The organism is Mariniblastus fucicola (assembly GCF_008087665.1).
In the GTDB taxonomy this organism is placed as follows: domain Bacteria; phylum Planctomycetota; class Planctomycetia; order Pirellulales; family Pirellulaceae; genus Mariniblastus; species Mariniblastus fucicola.
On record NZ_CP042912.1, the window covers coordinates 3,425,370 to 3,444,902 of the forward strand.

Consider the following 19,533-nt stretch of genomic DNA (forward strand, 5'->3'; position numbering starts at 1 on the left):
GCGAACGCTATTTCTCAAACTCAAAGCTGTCAGGAATCAGCTCGTCACTGGTCCAACGCAGTCGTTTGGAGGTGTCGTTTGGATCAACGCTGACCACATCGATGTCTTTGCCGAACTCGACAATAAACTGTCGGCAAGCGCCGCAGGGCGAGGCCAATGGGGAGGCCGCGACGACGACTGCGAGAAAATCCTGATGGCCAGTGGCGACCGCCGCACAAATCGCATTGCGTTCAGCACAGATCGCCAACCCGTAGGATGCGTTTTCAACGTTACAGCCAGTGACGATTGTCTCACCATCGGCTAATAGCAGCGCAGCGCCGACTTTGAAATTCGAGTACGGCGCGTAAGCTTTCTCTCGAGCGGCAATCGCCTGCTCGATGAGAAGCGTTTCAGTTTCCATTTTCATGGAAACCATTCTACCCTGCAGGCGACGCCATGACATCGGCAGTCGATTTCAACTCCGCATTCGGCGTGTCCTTGCCTTTGACCTGGTTTAATGGAGTCACCTCCGACCAGGAAATACCTGCGGTATCGAGAAATCCTTTCGCTCCGACGGTCAAAAAGTTGCCATCGAAGTGATGTGGTTCCTCGCCAGGCCGAAACACGGCGTAGTACGGAATGGCTTTCGCCGTGTTGCCGAATTCAACCAGCTTGTTTTCAACTTCAGGGGCATCCTTGGTCATATCTGCTTTAAGGACAACGATGTTTTGGGCTTCGAGAACTGACTTGGTCAGTCGGGTGTTCAGAGCGGACCGCTCATTTACTTTGCAAACCGCTCACCAGTCTGCAGTAAAGTCCACCAAGACCGTCCTGCCCTCTTTGAGATGCTTGGCGACCGCCGCGTCGCTGTAAGGTTTGTAGTCCAGTTCATACCAGGGAAGCAACGCGCCGAAGGCGAGGAACACGCCAAAGGCGATGATCGCGAAACCGGCCCCCCAAGCTTTCAACTGTTTCCCGAGCGGTTCATAGAGTTCAGTTTTTCCGATCCACCAACAGCCGAGGCCGATGAACAGCAGCATGGTCAAAACCGAAGTATTGTATTTCGCGGAAACGCCGTTGATCAGGAAGATTGTGGTCGCGATCAAAACGAATCCCATGATCTGCTTGAACGTCTCCATCCAACCACCTGGCTTTGGCAGAAAACCAGCCAGTTTCGGAAACGCGCCAATCACAAGGTACGGCAACGCCATTCCCAGCCCCAAAAACAGGAACACCGTGAACGTCATCAAAGGCGTTTGAGCCATCGCCCACACGACGGCCGGAATCAACATTGGACCGCTGCAAGGAGTTGCCAACAGCGTGGTCAAAATCCCTTTGAAGAATTGACCGACGTAGCCTTCCTGATTGGCAAGCTCGTTCGCCTTTTCCGAGTTCACGACGCCGGGCATCGGAATTTCCCACAGGCCGAAGAAGCTGAGACCGAATCCGAACACGATCGCGATCATAATGACTTTGAACGACAGATTGGTGTAGGCTTCTCCCCAGCCAAAATTGAACGTGACGGCCAACGCAGCGAACACCATGAAGACCGCCAACATCCCCAGCACGAAGACGAAGTTCAGCATAAACACACGGCGAGGGTTCTCACCGGCCATGTGCATGAACGACATAATCTTCAGGCCGACGACCGGCAAAACGCATGGCATGAAGTTCAAAATGAATCCGGCCACGAAAGCCAATGGAAGCACGACCATTGGCGAATAACCAGACCATGCTCCGGCGTTATTCTTGTTCTTCTCAGCGGCGTCTTTGACTTTTTCTTCGACCTCGCTGTATTGGACGCCCGTATCGGTCACGCGCAGATTCGGAGACGCCGTCGACTCGACCGCGACCGGCACCGTGACTTCCCAGCTGACGCCGCGCGGTTGAGTGCAGCCTCTTGGATCGCAGGTTTGAAATCCAGCGACTCCGCCAAGAACGTATTCTTTGGCCTCAGCCTCTGCTCCGATGGTGAACGGAATCTTCAGCGTTACCGGGCCTTCATAGTGCTTGACACCCTTCTTGGTTTTCACTGTCGCAGGGTCTTCCGGAATGACTTCGACGGCGTCAATCGACCAGTCATTGGCTTTTGTGACCGCCAGCAACGTGAGCTTTTCGACAGATTCTGGCTTTTCAGGATCCGGCGTGTACTGATAGACGTGAAATCCATCGACCGGCTCCAGCTTCACCTCGACGAATGCCTTGTCGCCTGGCTTGAGTTTGCCTCCGCCCTCGTGTGCCAGCTTGCCAGAGATCAAAAGATGTGAATCCTCGATTCGCAGCGGCGCGTCACTGTTGATAGCCTCGATGAACCCGCCGAAGTTTGCGACGGCCTCGACACCACCAATCGGAACACAGCCCTCCATTCCCGCACAACGCAAACCCGCGTAAGAGACCTCGATCGCGAGCTCTTGAGGATCGACTCCCTCAGCAAGCTGGATCGGAGCACTCCATTTTACAGTGCCTTCGTGATATTCGCTGGGGACAGGCGCAAAGGCTTCTTCGACCTCGGAGTGTGGATCCGAATCAGGCTCGAAGTCGCCCGTGATCTTAAACTTTTCCGAATCTTCAATAATGATTTCGGAACGAGTCGGCCCACCTTCGGGCTGGGTCAGCGAATAGATGTGCCATGGCTTTTCAATCGTGGCCGTGACCGTCAGGATGCCTTTGTTGCTGTCCTTGAAACTGCCGAACTTTGCGGTCAGCGTAAATGGATCACCGTCGGCGCCAAAAGCAGGCGTTCCGAACTGCGCAACCGTGGTTCCTGCAGATACTCCCACCAGCAAGCACGCGGCGAGTGCAACCATCATCAAATGTCGAATCGAACGTATCGAAACTGAATACATATCAACCGTCGTTTTTAAACAAGGATCAAGTTCCGGAGTTGGACCGAAACAGATTGTCGCTGAGGATATTGTAAAGCGTTACCAAAGTGCAATCTGAATCGCGACGATTTTGACGCACGGCAAGATTCGATAAGAAACACCAATTTTGGACGTTTTGAGGTCGCGAAACCTACCAGACTTCCTCTATTTTTAATGTTTGATCGGCTTTTGTAGCGTGTGGCTTTCCAAATTGGTCTCAATTTCGCAAACAGCGAACTTCCAAAGCGACCCATGCTCTAACATCCGCGAATGCCATTAGTATCGCAATTGGCCGACATTTTGAGTGATATCAGATTTCCACATGACCGAAAACGTTCCACTTTTAACACATTCGCACGGTGACCTGACTGTTGAAGGATACTCCCGGGCAGCCGTTCAGTCCTATTGGCGAATCCCTGAGCTGAAGCTCGGCTTCGACCTCGGAGCGCATCCCTGGGAGTTCATGGGGACACCTACGTGGATGATCTCGCACGCGCATCTCGACCACGTGGCTGGAATCCCGCTGCACGTTTCCCGACGACGGCTGATGAAAATGGCACCACCACGCTTGCTCATGCCGGCTTACATGACCAAGTCGATTCGCAAAATGCTGACGTCTTTCGAAGCACTTGACCGTGGCAAAATGCCGTGCGATTTGATCGGCCTGGTCGCCGGAGACGAGTTTGAACTTTCCCGCGAACTGGTCGTCAAGACACTTCGCACGACGCATACCGTCACCAGCATGGGATACGTCATTTTTGAACGTCGCAACAAGCTGAAGGCTGAGTTTCGCGATCTGTCCGGAGAGCAGATTCGGGATTTGAGAGAGGCCGGAACCGAAGTGACCGAAGAGATTCGCGTGCCGATCATTGGCTATACGGGTGACACGTCGCCGCGTGGCCTGGATGACAATCCGCTTTTCTACGAAGTCAAAATCTTGATTACCGAGATGACGTTCGTCGCACCCGATCACCGCCAGGACTTGATCCACAAGAATGGTCACATGCACCTGAATGATTTTGTGGATCGCAAGAACGAGTTCAAGAACGAACTGATCGTCGCGTCGCATTTGAGCACACGTTACTCGCCAAGACAGGCGATGCATCATGTGCGAAAGGGTCTGCCGGACATGCTCGACGGTCGACTTAAACTATGGGTTTAGTGATGGGCAAACGCAACGTCAACTCAATATGCTAACTGCTTTCGCCATCGTTCAATACTCGATCCTCGCGATCTGCCTTGCGCTTTGGTCGATCCGGATTTCTGCCTATAGGCCGTTATTCGGTACGCAGCGGCGCGAAGAGTTCATGTTGCCTCGCATGCAGCAAGTTTCGCCCGTCGGAATGGTCGACATTTTCGTAACCGTTTTGCTCTGGTTTTGCCTGCAATCGGTCGGGCTGATTTTGGTGCCGCTTTTGATGGGCATCAGCTTCGAGCAGTTGCAAGACCCGGAGTCCTTGAGCCCAAGGCAGCTGCTCGAGTTTAGCGGCTGGATGGCGTTGCTGCAGTTACTTTCGACTTTCGCCGCCGCGGCCTATTTGCTGATTCGGCATCGTCGCGTGGGTTGGCTTGGCAGCGGCAAATGGCTGGGCAACGATGTTCTGCTTGGGATCGTAAGCTCGCTGATGCTGATTCCTGTCGTCATGCTGATTCAGTTGGTTGTGACTCAGCTCATTCCGTACACGCATCCGACGCTCGATTCTCTTACGGAGAACTTTACGGGTGCAACTGCGATATGGGCATGGATTGCCGCAGTCGGCGTGGCGCCGTTGGCGGAAGAGTTCTTTTTTCGTGGGCTCATCCAGGGGTGGTTGCAACGGGCGTTTGACTATGACGAACCGAAAGCCTGGTTCAGTGGCGGAGTCGTTGAGGAAAGTACAGCCCGTGAGTTTGCCAACGGTTACTTTAAACAGCTGCAGTTCTGGGCGCCGATTCTGATTACTTCCATTGCGTTCGCCGGAGTTCATATGGGGCAAGGACCGGCTCCTATCCCGCTGTTTTTCCTGTCGATCGGCATTGGCTATGTATTTCGCAAGTCAGGTTCGCTTTGGCCGTGCGTCATCGTGCACATGCTGCTGAATTCTCTGTCGCTGACGATGTTGACGCTGGGAGTCATGTATCCCGAATTGATGCCTGCCGACGTCGAGCCGGCCCCGGCGTTGGTTTGGTAAATCCGGAAATGCGGACTTGGTGTCAGACTAGAATGTTCGATGTGCAGGTCTGGGACGGGCTTCGTTTGAGTTGGCAGGCTCAAGTTTGGGACAGACTTGCCTACTACTCTACCAATGACGTGCGTGAGCTTGGGACAGACTCGCCTACTCCTACTGACAGATTCACCTGCTAATTGAATTGCGCCGAGACTGGGACAGATTTGTCGACTCGGTTATGATCCAGCTTCACAAAACGCTTGAATACAGGAACAAAAATGCCAATCGGATTTGGAATCGTCGGATGCGGAATGATCGCCAACTTTCACGCCAAAGCAATTGAAGCGATCCCCGGCGCGAAATTGATTGGTTGCCAAAGCCGCAGAATGGAATCGGCAACGAAGCTGGCTGCCGAGTATGACTGCGAGCCGTACGATGACTTGCAGGCGATGCTGGCCAATCCCAAAGTGGATGTGATCACGATTTGCACTCCCAGCGGTGCTCACATGGAGCCCGCGATTCTTGCGGCGAAAGCTGGTAAACATCTGATAATAGAAAAGCCTCTGGAAATCACGCTTAAACGCTGCGACAGAATCATTGAAGCCTGCAAGAAGAATGGCGTTTTGCTTTCGACGATCTTCCCATCACGCTTCCATCGCGCCAGCCAATTGCTGAAAGAAGCCATCGACAAAGGCCGTTTCGGAACGTTGACGCTCGGCGACGCCTACGTCAAATGGTTCCGGACTCAGGAATACTACGACAGCGGACAGTGGCGTGGAACGTGGGATCTCGACGGTGGAGGAGCCTTGATGAACCAGGCGATTCACAACGTTGATCTGCTGACCTGGCTGATGGGCCCAGTGGCAGAGCTTTCCGCTCAGACGGCAACGCTTGCTCACGATCGGATCGAAGTCGAAGACGTGGCAACCGCGTCTTTGAAGTTCGAAAACGGAGCCCTCGGCGTTATCGAAGCGTCGACGGCGGCGTTTCCTGGCATGCTGAAGAAAACCGAAATTCACGGCAGCGACGGTTCGGCAGTCATCGAAGAGGAAGACATCAAGGTTTGGGAGTTCAGGAAGAAGACAGCCAAGGACAAGAAGATCATCGATGAATTCAATTCTGTTACCGAGACCGGAGGGGGTGCTGCAGATCCGTCCGCGATTGGATTCGAGGCCCACGAGAAACAGTTCCGCGATGTGATTCGAGCGATCAAAACGGGAAAACCGATGGCGATCGACGGGGCCGAGGGACGTCGCAGCGTGGAAGTGATTCTGGCGATCTATAAAGCTGCGGAGACAGGCAAGACCGTAAAGCTGCCTTTGAAAATTGACCCTGTGTTGAAGGCTCGCAAGAAATAGCGGAGCCCGAACCAGGTTCAAAACGGAGGATCGATTGTTCTTCCATCTCACAGCGACACGAAAAAAGCCGAGCTGAATCGTCAGCTCGGCTTTTTGATTTGAATAGCCATCCAGTTTTGATCTGGATGGCGAAACCAATTGGTCGCTGGTTAGTTACGGGACTTTGACGACGACTTCGCATCGACCAAATTTGGAATGGGTGGCTGATGCGACGGAGTATTCGCTGCAGGAGTCGGAGCATTGCCCGAGTAGTTTTTGCCGTAGCTCGAACCGTATCCTCCGCCGTAAGTGTATCCGCCGTAGCCGTACTTGCCGCCTTTGTAGTCGTAGGTTTTCTGGTCGCGACGACGAAGGCCGTTGATAATAACACCCGACAGTTCGACGCCCATCGAATCGATGACTTCTTTTGCACGAACCGAATTGCTTCGGACACCATTGGTGATTCGCATAACCATGTACACGAGGTCGACGAAGCGACAAACGATTGCCGGATCCGTAACGGCCAACAGTGGCGGCGTATCGATCAGGATGTAGTCATACTGTTCACGGTAGACACCGATGATCGCTTCGAAACGAGCCGAAGTAAGCAGCTCGGACGGGTTCGGAGGAATCGGACCGCAGGTGACGACCGACAGGTACTCGGGCTGAATCACGCGAACGGCTTCTTCAGGTTCCATCTGTCCATAAACGACGGACGTCAAACCGTAGTCGTTGTCGACTCCGAAATACTTGTGCTGACGCGGCTTACGCAAATCGGCGTCGATCAAAAGCACTTTGCGACCGGACTGAGCCATTGACGCTGCCAGGTTGGCGATCGTCGTTGACTTACCGTCGCCCGGTGTCGGGCTGGTCATCTGAATAATCTTCGCACCCGTTTCCTGGGCCCGGAAAAAGATCGATGTTCGAATCGAACGATAGGCTTCACAGTTCTGGTTCGACGGCTGGTGAAGCGCGATCAATTCTGGAGCAACATTTGAAAAAGGTGAATCCTTGCGAGGACGAACTCGTTGGAACAGTCCAACGTGACCGATGACTCGAGAGCCCAGAATCGCTGCGATGTCTTCTGAAGAGCGGAAGGTTTTCTCAGCCATCTCTTTGACGCCCGCGAACAGGAATCCAAGCAATGTTCCAAGGAACAGTCCACCGCCAAGACACAGCGGCAGGCTTGGAGCCACTTGCTCAGCGACCGAGGCTGGATTCAGTTCTGACATCTTTCGCCATTTAAAATCCTTGAGGACTTCGACCTCACCAAGCTTGTCAATCGTGTTGTCGCTGTACAACTCAAGGCGATCGCGTTCTCTCTGCAAAGCCAGCAATCGCTCGATATTGACCGAGGTCTGTGCAGCTTTACGCTGCTCATCAAGAATCGATTCCTCAAGGCTCTTCTCCTGGGCAGAGATCATTGCAATTTGGCCGGCAACTCGCTCGACAAAATCAGCAACCATATCGGGCTTGCCCTGCAGTTCATTTTCTTCGCCTCGCAGCGACGAAAGTTCCTGCATTCGCATTGAATCGACCATCGCGATTTGTTTACGAACATTCTTAAGTTCCGGATGATTGGAGCCATATTGTTGCAGCAGCTCCTGCTCCAGCATTTTCAACTCAACGTACTTATTGTGTGTGGAAGTGTAAGCTCCCATGTTTGTTTCGCTGAACTCCTGCAAGACACCGATCACCAGTGACTCCGGGTTTTTACCCATCGCCTTGGCCTGTTGGATTGAAGTCACGCGTGCCTCGAGTCGAGTACGTTCTCGACGCAATTGATGTAACTCTTCGTGCAACCGGGCTTGTTGGAGCTGGTAAGGATTCTGGACGCGACCGTCGACGATCAGCATCTCTGGAAGCCCCATCAGTTTCTCGATCTCTTCCTGAACTTCTTTCGTGCGGCTCAGCATGTTTTCATTGAGCGTCTTCCAAAGCTGAGTGGTCTGGCCACCAATTTCTTCAGCGTCCGAATCGATGTAGCTACCGAAAGCTTTGACAACTGCATCCAAGATCTGCTCAGCTTCTTTCTGATTGCCGCCGTCAAAAGAAATCTTGATCACGCCCGAGTTCGATTTAACATCGGCGGACTTTGCGATCAGAGCTTTCCCGTCTCGCAAATAGCGGATGACAGAATCGACATCCTCGAAGGTTTCCATCTGCTCGAACTTGCCATCGCGAATCGCATTCTTGAGCGTCGCCGTGCTTCGCAAAATCTCGATGTATTTTTCCACGGTGTCCTGAGCGTAGCCGTCTTCTTCCGAAATGCTCGGCGCGCTCTTTTCATCGACAAAAACTTTTGCCGTCGAGCGATACGTTTTTGGAGCCTGAAAGAAGAACAACAATGCAGCGGCGATGCCAAGCAACGTAAAGAACAGTATCAGCCAGATCTTTCGCCGGACCATGTCGAACACGTCAAAGTTGTACAACTCCGAAAGTCCGCCACCGGAAGATGGCATTGAGCCGGATCCCTGCGGTTGCGGGATGCCATAGTTATTGTTGTTATTTTGGACTGGGCGTAATCCGGACATTATAAGCACTTGCTCCAGGTTGGATTCGGCATTTTGCCGAACACCGACTTATCGACATAATCGATAATCGGCTGGTTGGGTCTGAATTTGGGGGAAATTAACTTTGGATATGAACGAATAGGGGCTTCATTCCTATTCGCTGTTTTGTCGGCGGAGTCTCTCTCGCTTCAATCGTTCAACTAAGCGTGAGATTTTAATAGCGGCCTCGGGCTGTTCCAGTTGGCAAATCTTCATTTCCTTGATCGAATCATCGTAACGACCGATCTCGGCAAGAGATTTGGCGTAATCAAGCCGCCATTCCGGGCGATCAGCATTTGACGCCAGCACCACCTCGAACTCTTTGCAAGCCTTTTCAAAATCTTTGGCGAGAAACCAAGCTTGCGCGTTTAGCACGCTTTTTTGGACATCGTCAAGATTCGAGCTTTTAATGAGTCTTCTAGTATGGACCAGCAAGAGTTGATTTGGAACCTTCTGTTCCGGGGCTGAAAAGTACTGTTTTGATAATCTAAGCAAGTCTTGCGGATTTTGCGGGAGGACGGTCTCAAAATAAAGTTTCGCTGGAAGCCCAACTCCGAACTGGACAATTCGTCCTTCGTATTGCCGGCTCCGTGAAAGGCAACCTGCCCACAGTTCGGCGGCCTGTTCAAAGTTCCCGGAATGCATGCACAAGAGCCCTGCATCGTAAGAAAGCCCGGTGTACCCTTTGGCCATTTCGAGAGCGTCGCGAACATGCTTTGACTCCACCTCGCGATTGCCCTCTTCCGGACCCAACAGCACCGTGAGCTGAGCCAAACGGAAGTGGATGCGTTCACTACGATCGCATCGTGATAGGGCCTCGTTGAAATGCACCCAAGCCTTTTGAAGCTCTGGCGTGACGACCGTTGGATCACCGCGCATCGATCTGAATTCGGTTGGGTTCTGAGCCTCAGTGATGCGCATCACGCGGTGAAGATTGATTAGCGATGTCGTCATCCAGAAATCGGATCGTGGCGGGAATTGTTCTTCGATTTCCTCTTCGCTCATCCCGGCCTCAGCACCTTGCTGGCGGATCGCGATATCCATCTCATTGACGACCTCTTCGGTCAACTTTTGTCGATGGCGAAATACTTCGCACTGCCCAAGCAAATACTGAGTCTCCCAGTCTTCAGGCAAAAACTTTTCCGAAAACAGCAACGCCTTTTCCGCTCGGTCCAGCCTGTGGGCACTGTCTCCCTTGTATTTAACATGCAATCCAATTTGCCGCTTTGCGTATTGAACTGATTCAATGGCCGCGCTGGGGAATGCTGAATAGGCCGACGTCAGAATTAAAATCAAAAGCACGCCGAATCGATAGTAGTTTCCTAGCGATTTCCTGCCGTCATTGCCAGCACGATCCAGACGACATTCTGGATGACTTGCACGTCCAACGATGCAACCGAAAAGGATGGCGGCCACAACAAAATTCGCCGGTTGATAAATTCCAAAATCCAGACAGCTCGCTGCCATCAATCCAACAATCGAAGCCGCTCCAGCAACGGCTAAAGCGCGATCTGCCGAGCGTGGCTGCCGAAATAACAACCAGATTGAGTACAACAGGGTTAGCAGCGTCAGCCCCAAGGCGGCCATCCCGGGCATACCCAATTCCGCGAGCGTTTCGAGATAGACGTTTTCTGCGTGAGCAAACTTTCCTCGAAACGCCTGCTGTTGGAAGACAGGGTATTCGTAGCGATACGTTCCAAGCCCGGACCCCAACAGCCAATGTGCTTTGTAGTATGAGGTTGCGTCTTTCCAATGCATCAGACGCGGCGCTGAATCTTCATCGGCTTCCGCGATCGAGGCCAAGGACTGGGAAACCGCATCAGCTTGCTCGACCCACATTGCTGTCCCAATGCAAGACGCGATAACGATAGCCGCCAGAACGACCGCCCACCGATTGGCCAGCATCAACAACAGCAAGCCAGTCGACAAACCGGCAACGACGCTGACCGATCCACCTCGCGAAAATGACAAAAACACACCGGCGACAATCGCAATCAACCCAGTCAGGCAATAGAGGTGTTTGGCTTCGAGATTTGCGAGGAACCTCGACAACGCGAGCACAGGCCGAAACTTTTCACGCGCACGATGCGACGAAGAAAGAGAGACGTCGCCGGCAGCGTATTCAAATTCATTTTGTTTCGCGTTGGCCATGAATTGCTTGGCCAAAAAATAGAGCGGCCCGGCAAGCACCAGAATCAGAAATCCCGCACCATTATTTTTATTCACGAACGGACCGAAAGGGACACCTCCGTACAGCAACTCATAGACCCACAAGATCTTCCCATTCCAACCGAGATTCTGGACGATACCGACGAATGCGACGGCAAACCCGGTCACACCTGCACATATCAGCAGCGGCTCGACGGTTGATCGCTCGCGAAAAAGTACAATCGACGAGAGAAACAGACCGATAGCGCTACCCAACACATAAAGCTGGGCTCGCGATGCAGATGGATAAACCGAGATCGGACCGCTGAGCGAAAGCGACTGATAGATCGCATATCCGGCAGCCAATGGGAGTACAAACCAGACCATGCTAGTGCGAAATTTCTTTCGCTCGACAAGGCAGCTCAATGCAGCCATTCCGCCAAGCACTGCGGCCAGCAGCAGCACCACGGTTCGGACGTACAAATAGTTGCCGCCGATGGGCCAAGGGGCCGCCAAAATCATGAGTCCAGCAAGAAGGGTTGAAGCGAACTTCATAATTTTGGGCAACGTGAGGGACAATTAGGAGGGAACTAAAAATAAGGTCTGATTATCCGCCGCCATTCATGATCAATCGTGGCGAATCACCCAATGATCTGGCTGTAACAGACAGTCGTGCGGGTTATCTCATATGGTCAGTTTTTTTTCAATTTTCGTTTGACCAATTAGGGCAAATAAATATACTAAGCAGTCGCCCGAAAACCACTTGGGCAATTTAGATAAACGATTGGGATTGAATTCCCGCTACCCACCCAGGATTTTCACCATGTTGATCAAGAAGTTTGCCGCTGTCCTTATGTGCTGCCTGTTCGCAGCAGCTGCGACAGCCCAGGATGCCAAAATTGAGGCACCAGCGGTCGCATCCGACGCAGCAACTACTGTCGTGAAGAAAAGCGTCAAAGTAATGCTGAACGAAGAGGGAGCTCTTGAAGGCAAGGCTTTCCTTGAGGAATCTAAAGAAGTTGCCGCTAACGTGAAAGTTTCTCTTTCTGCGAATGGCAAAGTCATCGACGCAGTCGAGACCGACGAAAAAGGCAACTTTTCGTTCGCCAATGTTGCACCTGGTGCTTACCAGATGCTGGGATCGGCTGACGGATATGTTGGTACTCAGTCGTACAACGTAGTCCCTTACTCCAGCCCAGCAGTCGGCTCTCCTTGCTCGCTCGGCATGTGCGGTGCAAGCTCGAACGTTGTTTACGACAACTACGCTTCGGCTCCTGTGTCTTCATTTTCGTCTAGCTGCGGCTCATGCAACACATGCGGCGGCGGACTTGGTGGCGGTCGTCTCGGTGGACGCCTTGGTGGTGGACTCTTGAGCAACGGTCGCATTGGACTGATTGGTCTCGCTGGACTCGCTGGACTTGCGGGCGACGATGCAAGCCCGGATCGCTAAAACCCGATCTGGACACGAATTAATTAAAGCCCCTGGCATTCTGTTGCTTGGGGCTTTTTTCATGGTTTGCCTTCCCTGCGCGTCAATGCAAACGAAATCATTGATACCCTGAAAATCGGAACAACTTCACTCACTGGAACATGTGGAACTCCGTCATAACCCTTCACAGCGGATCGTCCGGATAACCGAACCTGTTGATACTATCCTGATTTTGGAATCAGGAGGATTGATCGATTGAAGTGGGAGATCCGGCACATGAATGCTGTGATTACAAAAACGAGGTTATGGGCGACAACCTTTCTATGCGTCGCTGTTTCTGGACTCTCTGGTTGCCAATCATACGGTCCAACCGATCTGACTCCGGCAAGCGAAGTGCTCAATGCGGCGTGCTGCAAGCCAGACACAACGACTCAGATTAACTTTCTGACGCTACGCCAGTCGCCGCCTCAGCAATACATCCTTGGCCGTGGCGACACCCTTGGAATTTACATTCAGGGAATCACTGGCGACAAAGACGTGCCGCCACCCGTCCATTTCCCTGAGGACGCTGGCCAGCAACCGGCGCTTGGCTATCCTGTGCCGATCCGCGATGACGGCTACATCTCGTTGCCGCTAATCAAGCCGCTGCGGATCGCCGGCATGACTTTGGCGGACGCCGAGAAAGAAATCGTCGACGCCTACAGCGAAGAAGAAATCCTTCTCGAAGGCAGCGAGAAAATCATCGTTACGCTGATGAAGCGACGAACTTACAACATTCTTGTTATCCGGGAAGACCTGACGACTGCTGCGGGTGCTCGCAACTCGATTCGCGATAACGAAACGTTCATCGATGACTCAATGCAGACACAGTCATTCTCCATTGAGCTTCCGGCCTATGAGAACGATGTCCTTCACGCTCTCAGCGAAACTGGCGGAATGCCTGGCGAACGAGCACTGAATGAGCTTCTCGTTCTTCGCGGCGGCTTGAACAACTTCACGAACGTCAATGCGATCGTTCAGGAAGTCGGTGGCCCAATGGGAGGCAACTCAAATGGAACAACCATTGACGATGCCAATGTGATTCGAATTCCAATCGAAGCAGAGCGAAACGAGTTCCCGAATATCGACGAAGCCGACATCACGCTGCAGGACGGAGACATCGTCTACATCAAAGGCCGTGAACGCGACGTGTTCTACACCGGCGGCCTTCTGGACGGCGGACGCTTCCCACTGCCTCGCGACTACGACATCGATGTACTCGAAGCGATGGCATTGGCTGGCGGAAACGGATCAGCTACCGCTGGCGGTGGCAGCTCGAGCAGCTTCAGCGGAATTGGATCGATTCTGCCGGCGACACAGGTGACTGTACTTCGCAAATGCGGATGCGAGCAAGTCGCGATCGATGTTGACCTTCGCTATGCGTTGAGCGATCCAACCGAACGCGTCATCATCCAGCCAGGCGATCTGATCATTCTGGAATATCGCAAGCCTGAGCTGATCACGAACTCTGTTTTGTCAGTGTTCCAGTTCGGCGGAATCTTCCAGCTGTTCCGCTAACGGCCGCCCAACGGCAATCGATCAAGGCGTGAAGTCCTAACCGGCTTCACGCTTTTTTTGCTTTCGAACCGAATGGGGTTTATCGGTCTGCTACCAATCGCAATTGGCTATTGAACACGATCAAGCAGCCAACTCATCTCTGCCGCAATGCCGCTGGCAAGATCACCTGAGACTTCACGATACTCATCCGGCAGAACGTTCCAAGCGTAAGTCTCGACCTCGAAGTGTTCAATATCTGTCCCGGACTCCTGGATCGCCAACAGAAAAGAATCGATTTCAGCCTGAGTCGTCTCAATTTGCCCGAGGCGATCCGCAAAAATCGGCACATGAAAATGGACTCTCCATTCTTCATTAAATCCTGGCTGATCCCCCATCGCCAAGGACAGATCTTCGTAGAACCGACCCGAAGAGTCTTCGCCTCGAATTGACGTTTGGTGCAAATAGCGCGGCTCGGAAAACTGCGAAAGCTGATTTAGCTTCGACTGATTCGCCACGGCGTCCTCTTCGAAATTCATTTTGATCGCCGATGACACTTGAACTTTGCCGATCGTAATGCCGGCATTCCTGTATGCCTCGACAGCCGTTTTTTGGTCTTCGAACATCACGGCCGAGTGACAGACGTCGTGACAGATGCCCAAGTGCTCTCGCGTTCGATCGGCCAGCTTCGAATCGCAATCAAACAGATACTCCTCAAAGTACCTCACGATTTCATCGCAGGAGTCGAACACGCAACCCGGCTCTGGCTCAATGCAAACGGCGACATGGTTTCCGCTTTCCGCTTTCAGTTCAGCCAAAAACTCAACCAGTGTGTGCAAGTTAGTCGCGCATCGCTTGAGGAACTCACGTCCTTCATCAAACAGCAGGCTTTTGTGAACGGGCGGCCAACCGAGCGGCAGTGTGGAGATGGATTGAAACGCCGCAGTATCGTCGGCCCGCGCCAGCAACATGGATTGGACAACCGCAAGTTTTTTGGTGTACTCCAATCGGGACGTTTCTGCCCAAGTCGGTAAATAGACATCGTGCTTGACGACCTCCTGATGAAAATCACCAAGCGGAAACCCATTGAAGGTGAACGGATCGAGGCCTCGTTCGGACAACCAGTCGGCAAACGAATGCGTATTGTCAATGTGAGCCTGACTCTCGTTCCCCAGGCCTGAAATCGCTGATTGACTCAACCAAAGCCCGATTGGCATCGTTGATTCCGGCGACACCTGTTGCTTGACCTCGCAGGAATAACGTTGCAGATTAGCCTTCACTTCATCTAGCGTTGTTCCACCGTGAACGTTGCAGCAATATCCGATTTTCAATTTACGCTCCAGCGTCATTGGTTTGCGAGAAGAACATGAACCAGGCAAACATCACCCACGAAACAATCATTGACATGCCGCCAAGCGGAACCACATGCACCAACGGTTTGACGTCAGTCAACACATAGGCGTACAGGCAACCTGAAAACAGAATGACTCCCAGCAGCATCGTGGCCCCGATCACGTTTCGCCGGAACGAACTTATCGAGCCCGCCAAACCGACGGCCAGCAAACCTAACGCGTGATACATCAGGTATCGAGACGCCGTTTCCCAAAGTTCCTGACGGCGGATTGCGTCTTCGAAGTTTTCGGCAAGCCAGTTCTCAAGCAAATGGGCTCCGATGGCCCCGCAGGCAACGGAAATTGCGGCCAACAGGCATCCCACAACGATCCATGACTTTCTGTTCGGTTTCTGGTTTTCCACTTAGCTTTCGTCTCGATCGATTTTGGACAGGCAGATGCAGCGAACTGCAATTCGACGTAAACTATCGGCGTCTTCGCAAATTGTACCAAGGAACGATTCTGATGAAGTTTGCCTACTGCATACTTTTCGCTTTACTTTTTTCAATGACTCAAAACCCCACTGCATCAGCTCAGGACTCGAAGCTCGCGTCTTTGCAAACGGTTGCAGAGTCGTCAGGGTTTACAAAAACCAGCACCTCAGCTGAGGTGGAATCGTTCATTGAAGAGGTCACGTCGGTCGCGCCGCACGTGAGCAGCCATTCGATCGGCAAGACGACCCACGGAAACGATATCGTTTGCGTCACGGTCAGTTCGACTCCCTATACTCCCGGAGACGAGGTGGTCGGCAAAAACATTGTGCTGGTCATCGGCAACATTCACAGCGGAGAATGCGCGGGTAAAGAAGCGCTCCTGCGGATGATCCGCGAACTCGGAATCAACCCAAACTCAAACTGGCTGGAGAAGAACGTGCTTCTGTTCGTCCCCAACTACAGCGCCGACGCGAACGATCAAATGGGGCCGGAAAACAGGCCCGGACAGGTCGGACCCGAGATCATGGGACGCCGAGCGAATCCGCAGCGGCTTGATCTCAATCGTGATTTCGTAAAACTCGAAGCCCCCGAAACCAGGGCTTTGGTAGGTTTGATCAACAAGGCGAATCCCCATCTGTTCATCGATTGCCACACGACCAATGGATCGAAGCACCGCTATCCGCTGACCTACGACATTCCTCACAACCCGGCGACTTCGCAGACGATCCGCTCGTGGTTGCGAAAGAAAATGATGCCAGAGGTGACTCGTCGACTTGAAGAATCCGGCACGTCGACTTTCTACTACGGAAACTTCAGTCCGGACCACACCAAGTGGGTTTCTTTCGGACACCAGCCACGTTACAGCACCGAGTACGTTGGAATGCGAGGCCGGTTGGCGATTCTTTCGGAAGCCTATTCTTACGCGACCTATGAAGAACGAATTGAAGCCACGCACGCGTTCGTTTCTACAATCCTGGATTTTATGACCGAGAACGCGGAATTCGTCGACGGCATGCTGAACGAAGTCGATGCAGATCTGATTGAGACCGCGACGGCCGAACCGGAACGCATTCAAGTTTCACTTTCGGCGTCGCCGGAAGCGTTCGATGAGAAGTTCAATCTCAAGGGTTACAAGGGCGGTCAACCGCAGGACTACGAATGCGATTTCGTCAGCAACTACAAATCGGTCACTTCCACGACGCTGCCGTGGGCGTGGATTGTGCCAACAGATCAGCCTCGTGCGATCGACCGGTTGTTGCGGCACGGGATCGTCGTTTCCGCGTTGACCGAGGCAAAAGAACTTCAGGTGGAACAGGATACGGTCTTGAACATAAAGCGTTCTGAATCCGAATTTCAAAAGCATGCCAACGTTCGGATCGAAACCGAACGCAAACTGGTCGCGAAAGAGGTTCCTGCTGGCAGCTACGTCGTTCAGTCGGCCCAACCGTTGGGACGATTGGCTGCCTATCTGTTGGAAGCCGAATCTGACGACGGTTTGACAATGTGGAACTTTTTCGATGACTCGATCGCCAAAGGTAAACCGTATCCGGTCGTCCGCCTCGCGTCGCCGATTGCTCTGGCCAGCAAACAAATCTCCAAAGTCGCAGAGAAACTTCCGATCAGCCTGGACATGCTAGACGGCCCATCAAGCCTTTTCGCACGGACTCCCAAATCGCCAAAGTGGTTTGGAGAAACGAATTTGATTTCCGATCAACGCTGGGGACGCTCGGTTGTCGTCGATTGCGAAACGAACGCGGTGGTGAAGCCTGCGGCGCCGTTCGTAAAAGCCAAATTTGCTGAAACGCTCAAGTCTCTGGATCTTGAAACGTCCGTTGTCTCGAAGTTGCTATCAGCTTCCCCAACAAATTCGACGAATGGAAAAGTCTCGATCCTTTCCGCTTCAAACCACACGGTGGTGTACTTCATCGCCGCCGATGAATCGATGTTGATTGGATCACCAGACAATGAAGCCGAACTGACAGTTTTAAATCCCGCAGAAGATCAACTTGCGTTCGTCAACGATGACGGGCTGAATTTTTTGAACCTCGATATACGAACGATCTCGACGGTCAAGAAAGCTAACAAAGACAATCTTGTTGGAAAACTGGACTGGGTTTACCAGGAAGAGCTTTACGGGCGTGGAAACTTTAAAGGCTTCTGGTGGCATCCGGAACAGGATCGTGTGGCGTTTTTGGATTTGGACGAAAGTCCCGTTTTGCCATTCACGGTCATGGACCATCTGCCGGTCCGAGGCAAATCAGAGTTCACAAACTATCCCAAAGCCGGCGATCCGCTGCCGAAGGTTAGACTGGGCTTGGTCGAAACGGACAAGCCGGATGAGGTCACCTGGATCGATCTGGACGGGTACGACGATGAGCTTTTAATTTCAGCTGTCTCGTGGTCGCAAACCGGCGACCGACTTGTGGCTCAGGTGCAAAACCGCGAGCAAACGTGGCTGGATTTCGTAACCGCTGATGCCGACGGGAAAAACGTAAAAGCCATTTTCCGCGATCAAACTGCGGCGTGGATTGAGTCGCCTGGCGATCCGATCTTTGTCGATGATTCGACTTTCCTGTGGGTCAGTCCGCGAAATGGATACCGGCACCTGTATCGCTATTCGCTCAACGGCACGATGCAAAAGCAACTGACCGCTGGGGAATGGGAAATCCGAAATCTGATTGGTTTGGACAAAGGAAAGCAGTTCTGTTTCTTCACCGCGGCAAAGAATTCTCCGCTGGAAATACATTTGTATCGACTCGATTTGGCCAGCGGCGAGATCAGGCAACTCAGCCAGAAAACAGGCTCGCATCAGATCAATTTCAGTGCCGACAAACAGTTCTATCTGGATACGTGGAGCGATTTCCTGACGATGCCGCAGACCAGCATCCATCGCAATGACGGCACGTTGGTGAGAAAGCTGGACGTTTCGTCAGACGACCGTTTCGATTTCATAGAAGTCGCCAAGCCGAAACTGATCGAGATCCCGACTGACAATCAGCCGATGGATGGCATGTTGATCTTGCCGCCGAATTTTGACAAATCAAAAAAGTATCCTTTGTTCGTGCACATGTATGCCGGCCCACAAGCCCCACGCGTCAAGAATCGATTCGGAGGTCAGTGGTATCTATGGCATCAAATGCTGGCTCAAAAAGGCTACGCAGTCTTCATCGTCGACCCCAGATCTTGCAGTCATCGCAGCGGCAAACAGGCGTGGCCAGTGTTTCGAAACTTCGCAACCGCGGAGCTTGACGACATTCTGACCAGCATCGATTTCGTGAAGAAGGAAGGCTGGGTCGATGAAGATCGAATCGGAATTTGGGGCTGGAGCTACGGCGGTTACATGACCGCGTTTGCGATGACCCATTCAGACGTTTTCAAGATGGGAATTTCCGGAGCACCGGTCACCGACTGGAAGAACTACGACGCGATTTATACCGAGCGTTACATGGGATTGCCACAAGACAACACTGAGGGCTACAAAACTTCGTCGGTTCTTGAGAGTGCGGAAAACCTGTCGGGCAAAATGCTGCTGGTTCACGGCACGATCGATGACAACGTTCACCTCAACAATACGCTGCAACTGGTGGAACTGCTGCAGAAGGCCGGAAAACAGTTCGACTTGATGCTGTATCCATCAAACCGCCACAGTGTTCGAGACAAGGAACAGCTAAAACACCTGCGAAAACTGATGACCGACTATGTGTTGGAGAACCTGTAGC

General features: G+C 52.6%; 13 protein-coding genes. 6 read left to right on the forward strand and 7 right to left on the reverse strand.

Going from position 1 to position 19,533, the window contains the following annotated elements; translation table 11 throughout:
- Positions 1-7: 7 nt before the first annotated feature.
- The 3 genes from MFFC18_RS12610 to MFFC18_RS12620 all read right to left on the reverse strand — a co-directional run bounded on the left by MFFC18_RS12610 (position 8) and on the right by MFFC18_RS12620 (position 2,789).
- A complete protein-coding gene (locus MFFC18_RS12610) occupies positions 8-406 on the reverse strand; it encodes a cytidine deaminase (protein ID WP_238381246.1) in 399 nt (132 codons plus the stop codon).
- A gap of 10 nt (positions 407-416) precedes the next feature.
- Positions 417-683 carry a hypothetical protein gene (locus MFFC18_RS12615; RefSeq protein ID WP_075084287.1) on the reverse strand — a complete coding sequence of 89 codons (267 nt, stop codon included), beginning with the start codon at positions 681-683 and terminating at the stop codon, positions 417-419.
- A gap of 93 nt (positions 684-776) precedes the next feature.
- Entirely contained in the window at positions 777-2,789 is a 2,013-nt protein-coding gene (locus MFFC18_RS12620; protein ID WP_157665126.1) for a protein-disulfide reductase DsbD family protein, read from the reverse strand.
- Positions 2,790-3,165: 376 nt separating this feature from the next.
- Here MFFC18_RS12620 and MFFC18_RS12625 point away from each other — a divergent pair, with 376 nt between their 5' ends.
- The 3 genes from MFFC18_RS12625 (at position 3,166) to MFFC18_RS12635 (ending at position 6,348) form a co-directional block, all read left to right on the forward strand.
- Entirely contained in the window at positions 3,166-4,005 is an 840-nt protein-coding gene (locus MFFC18_RS12625; RefSeq protein ID WP_075084289.1) for an MBL fold metallo-hydrolase, read from the forward strand.
- Positions 4,006-4,033: 28 nt separating this feature from the next.
- Positions 4,034-5,014, forward strand: a complete 981-nt coding sequence (locus MFFC18_RS12630) for a CPBP family intramembrane glutamic endopeptidase (protein WP_075084290.1) — start codon at positions 4,034-4,036, stop codon at positions 5,012-5,014.
- 254 nt (positions 5,015-5,268) lie between these two features.
- A complete protein-coding gene (locus tag MFFC18_RS12635; protein WP_075084291.1) occupies positions 5,269-6,348 on the forward strand; it encodes a Gfo/Idh/MocA family protein in 1,080 nt (359 codons plus the stop codon).
- 149 nt (positions 6,349-6,497) lie between these two features.
- Here MFFC18_RS12635 and MFFC18_RS12640 read toward each other — a convergent pair whose 3' ends face one another.
- Both MFFC18_RS12640 and MFFC18_RS12645 read right to left on the reverse strand, forming a co-directional pair.
- On the reverse strand, positions 6,498-8,789 hold the full coding sequence (locus MFFC18_RS12640) for a polysaccharide biosynthesis tyrosine autokinase (protein ID WP_075084292.1): 2,292 nt from the start codon (positions 8,787-8,789) through the stop codon (positions 6,498-6,500).
- Between the two features lie 204 nt (positions 8,790-8,993).
- Positions 8,994-11,582 carry an O-antigen ligase family protein gene (locus MFFC18_RS12645; protein ID WP_075084293.1) on the reverse strand — a complete coding sequence of 863 codons (2,589 nt, stop codon included), beginning with the start codon at positions 11,580-11,582 and terminating at the stop codon, positions 8,994-8,996.
- A gap of 268 nt (positions 11,583-11,850) precedes the next feature.
- On the opposite strand from MFFC18_RS12645, the gene MFFC18_RS12650 reads away from it, so the two are divergent.
- Both MFFC18_RS12650 and MFFC18_RS12655 read left to right on the forward strand, forming a co-directional pair.
- Positions 11,851-12,477 carry a carboxypeptidase-like regulatory domain-containing protein gene (locus tag MFFC18_RS12650; protein WP_075084294.1) on the forward strand — a complete coding sequence of 209 codons (627 nt, stop codon included), beginning with the start codon at positions 11,851-11,853 and terminating at the stop codon, positions 12,475-12,477.
- A 234-nt stretch (positions 12,478-12,711) separates the two neighbouring features.
- Entirely contained in the window at positions 12,712-14,013 is a 1,302-nt protein-coding gene (locus tag MFFC18_RS12655; protein ID WP_148618851.1) for a polysaccharide biosynthesis/export family protein, read from the forward strand.
- Between the two features lie 107 nt (positions 14,014-14,120).
- Here MFFC18_RS12655 and eboE read toward each other — a convergent pair whose 3' ends face one another.
- Together eboE and MFFC18_RS12665 are read right to left on the reverse strand one after the other, a co-directional pair.
- Complete coding sequence (eboE, locus tag MFFC18_RS12660) at positions 14,121-15,338, reverse strand: metabolite traffic protein EboE (RefSeq protein ID WP_075084296.1); 1,218 nt, start codon at positions 15,336-15,338, stop codon at positions 14,121-14,123.
- Positions 15,322-15,744, reverse strand: coding sequence for a DUF423 domain-containing protein (locus MFFC18_RS12665; RefSeq protein WP_075084297.1), 423 nt, complete (start codon positions 15,742-15,744; stop codon positions 15,322-15,324). Before MFFC18_RS12665 ends, eboE begins: the two co-directional genes overlap by 17 nt.
- 143 nt (positions 15,745-15,887) lie before the next feature.
- On the opposite strand from MFFC18_RS12665, the gene MFFC18_RS12670 reads away from it, so the two are divergent.
- Positions 15,888-19,532 (forward strand): DPP IV N-terminal domain-containing protein, encoded by a 3,645-nt coding sequence (locus MFFC18_RS12670; protein ID WP_162273943.1) that lies wholly within the window; start codon positions 15,888-15,890, stop codon positions 19,530-19,532.
- Position 19,533: the final 1 nt, after the last annotated feature.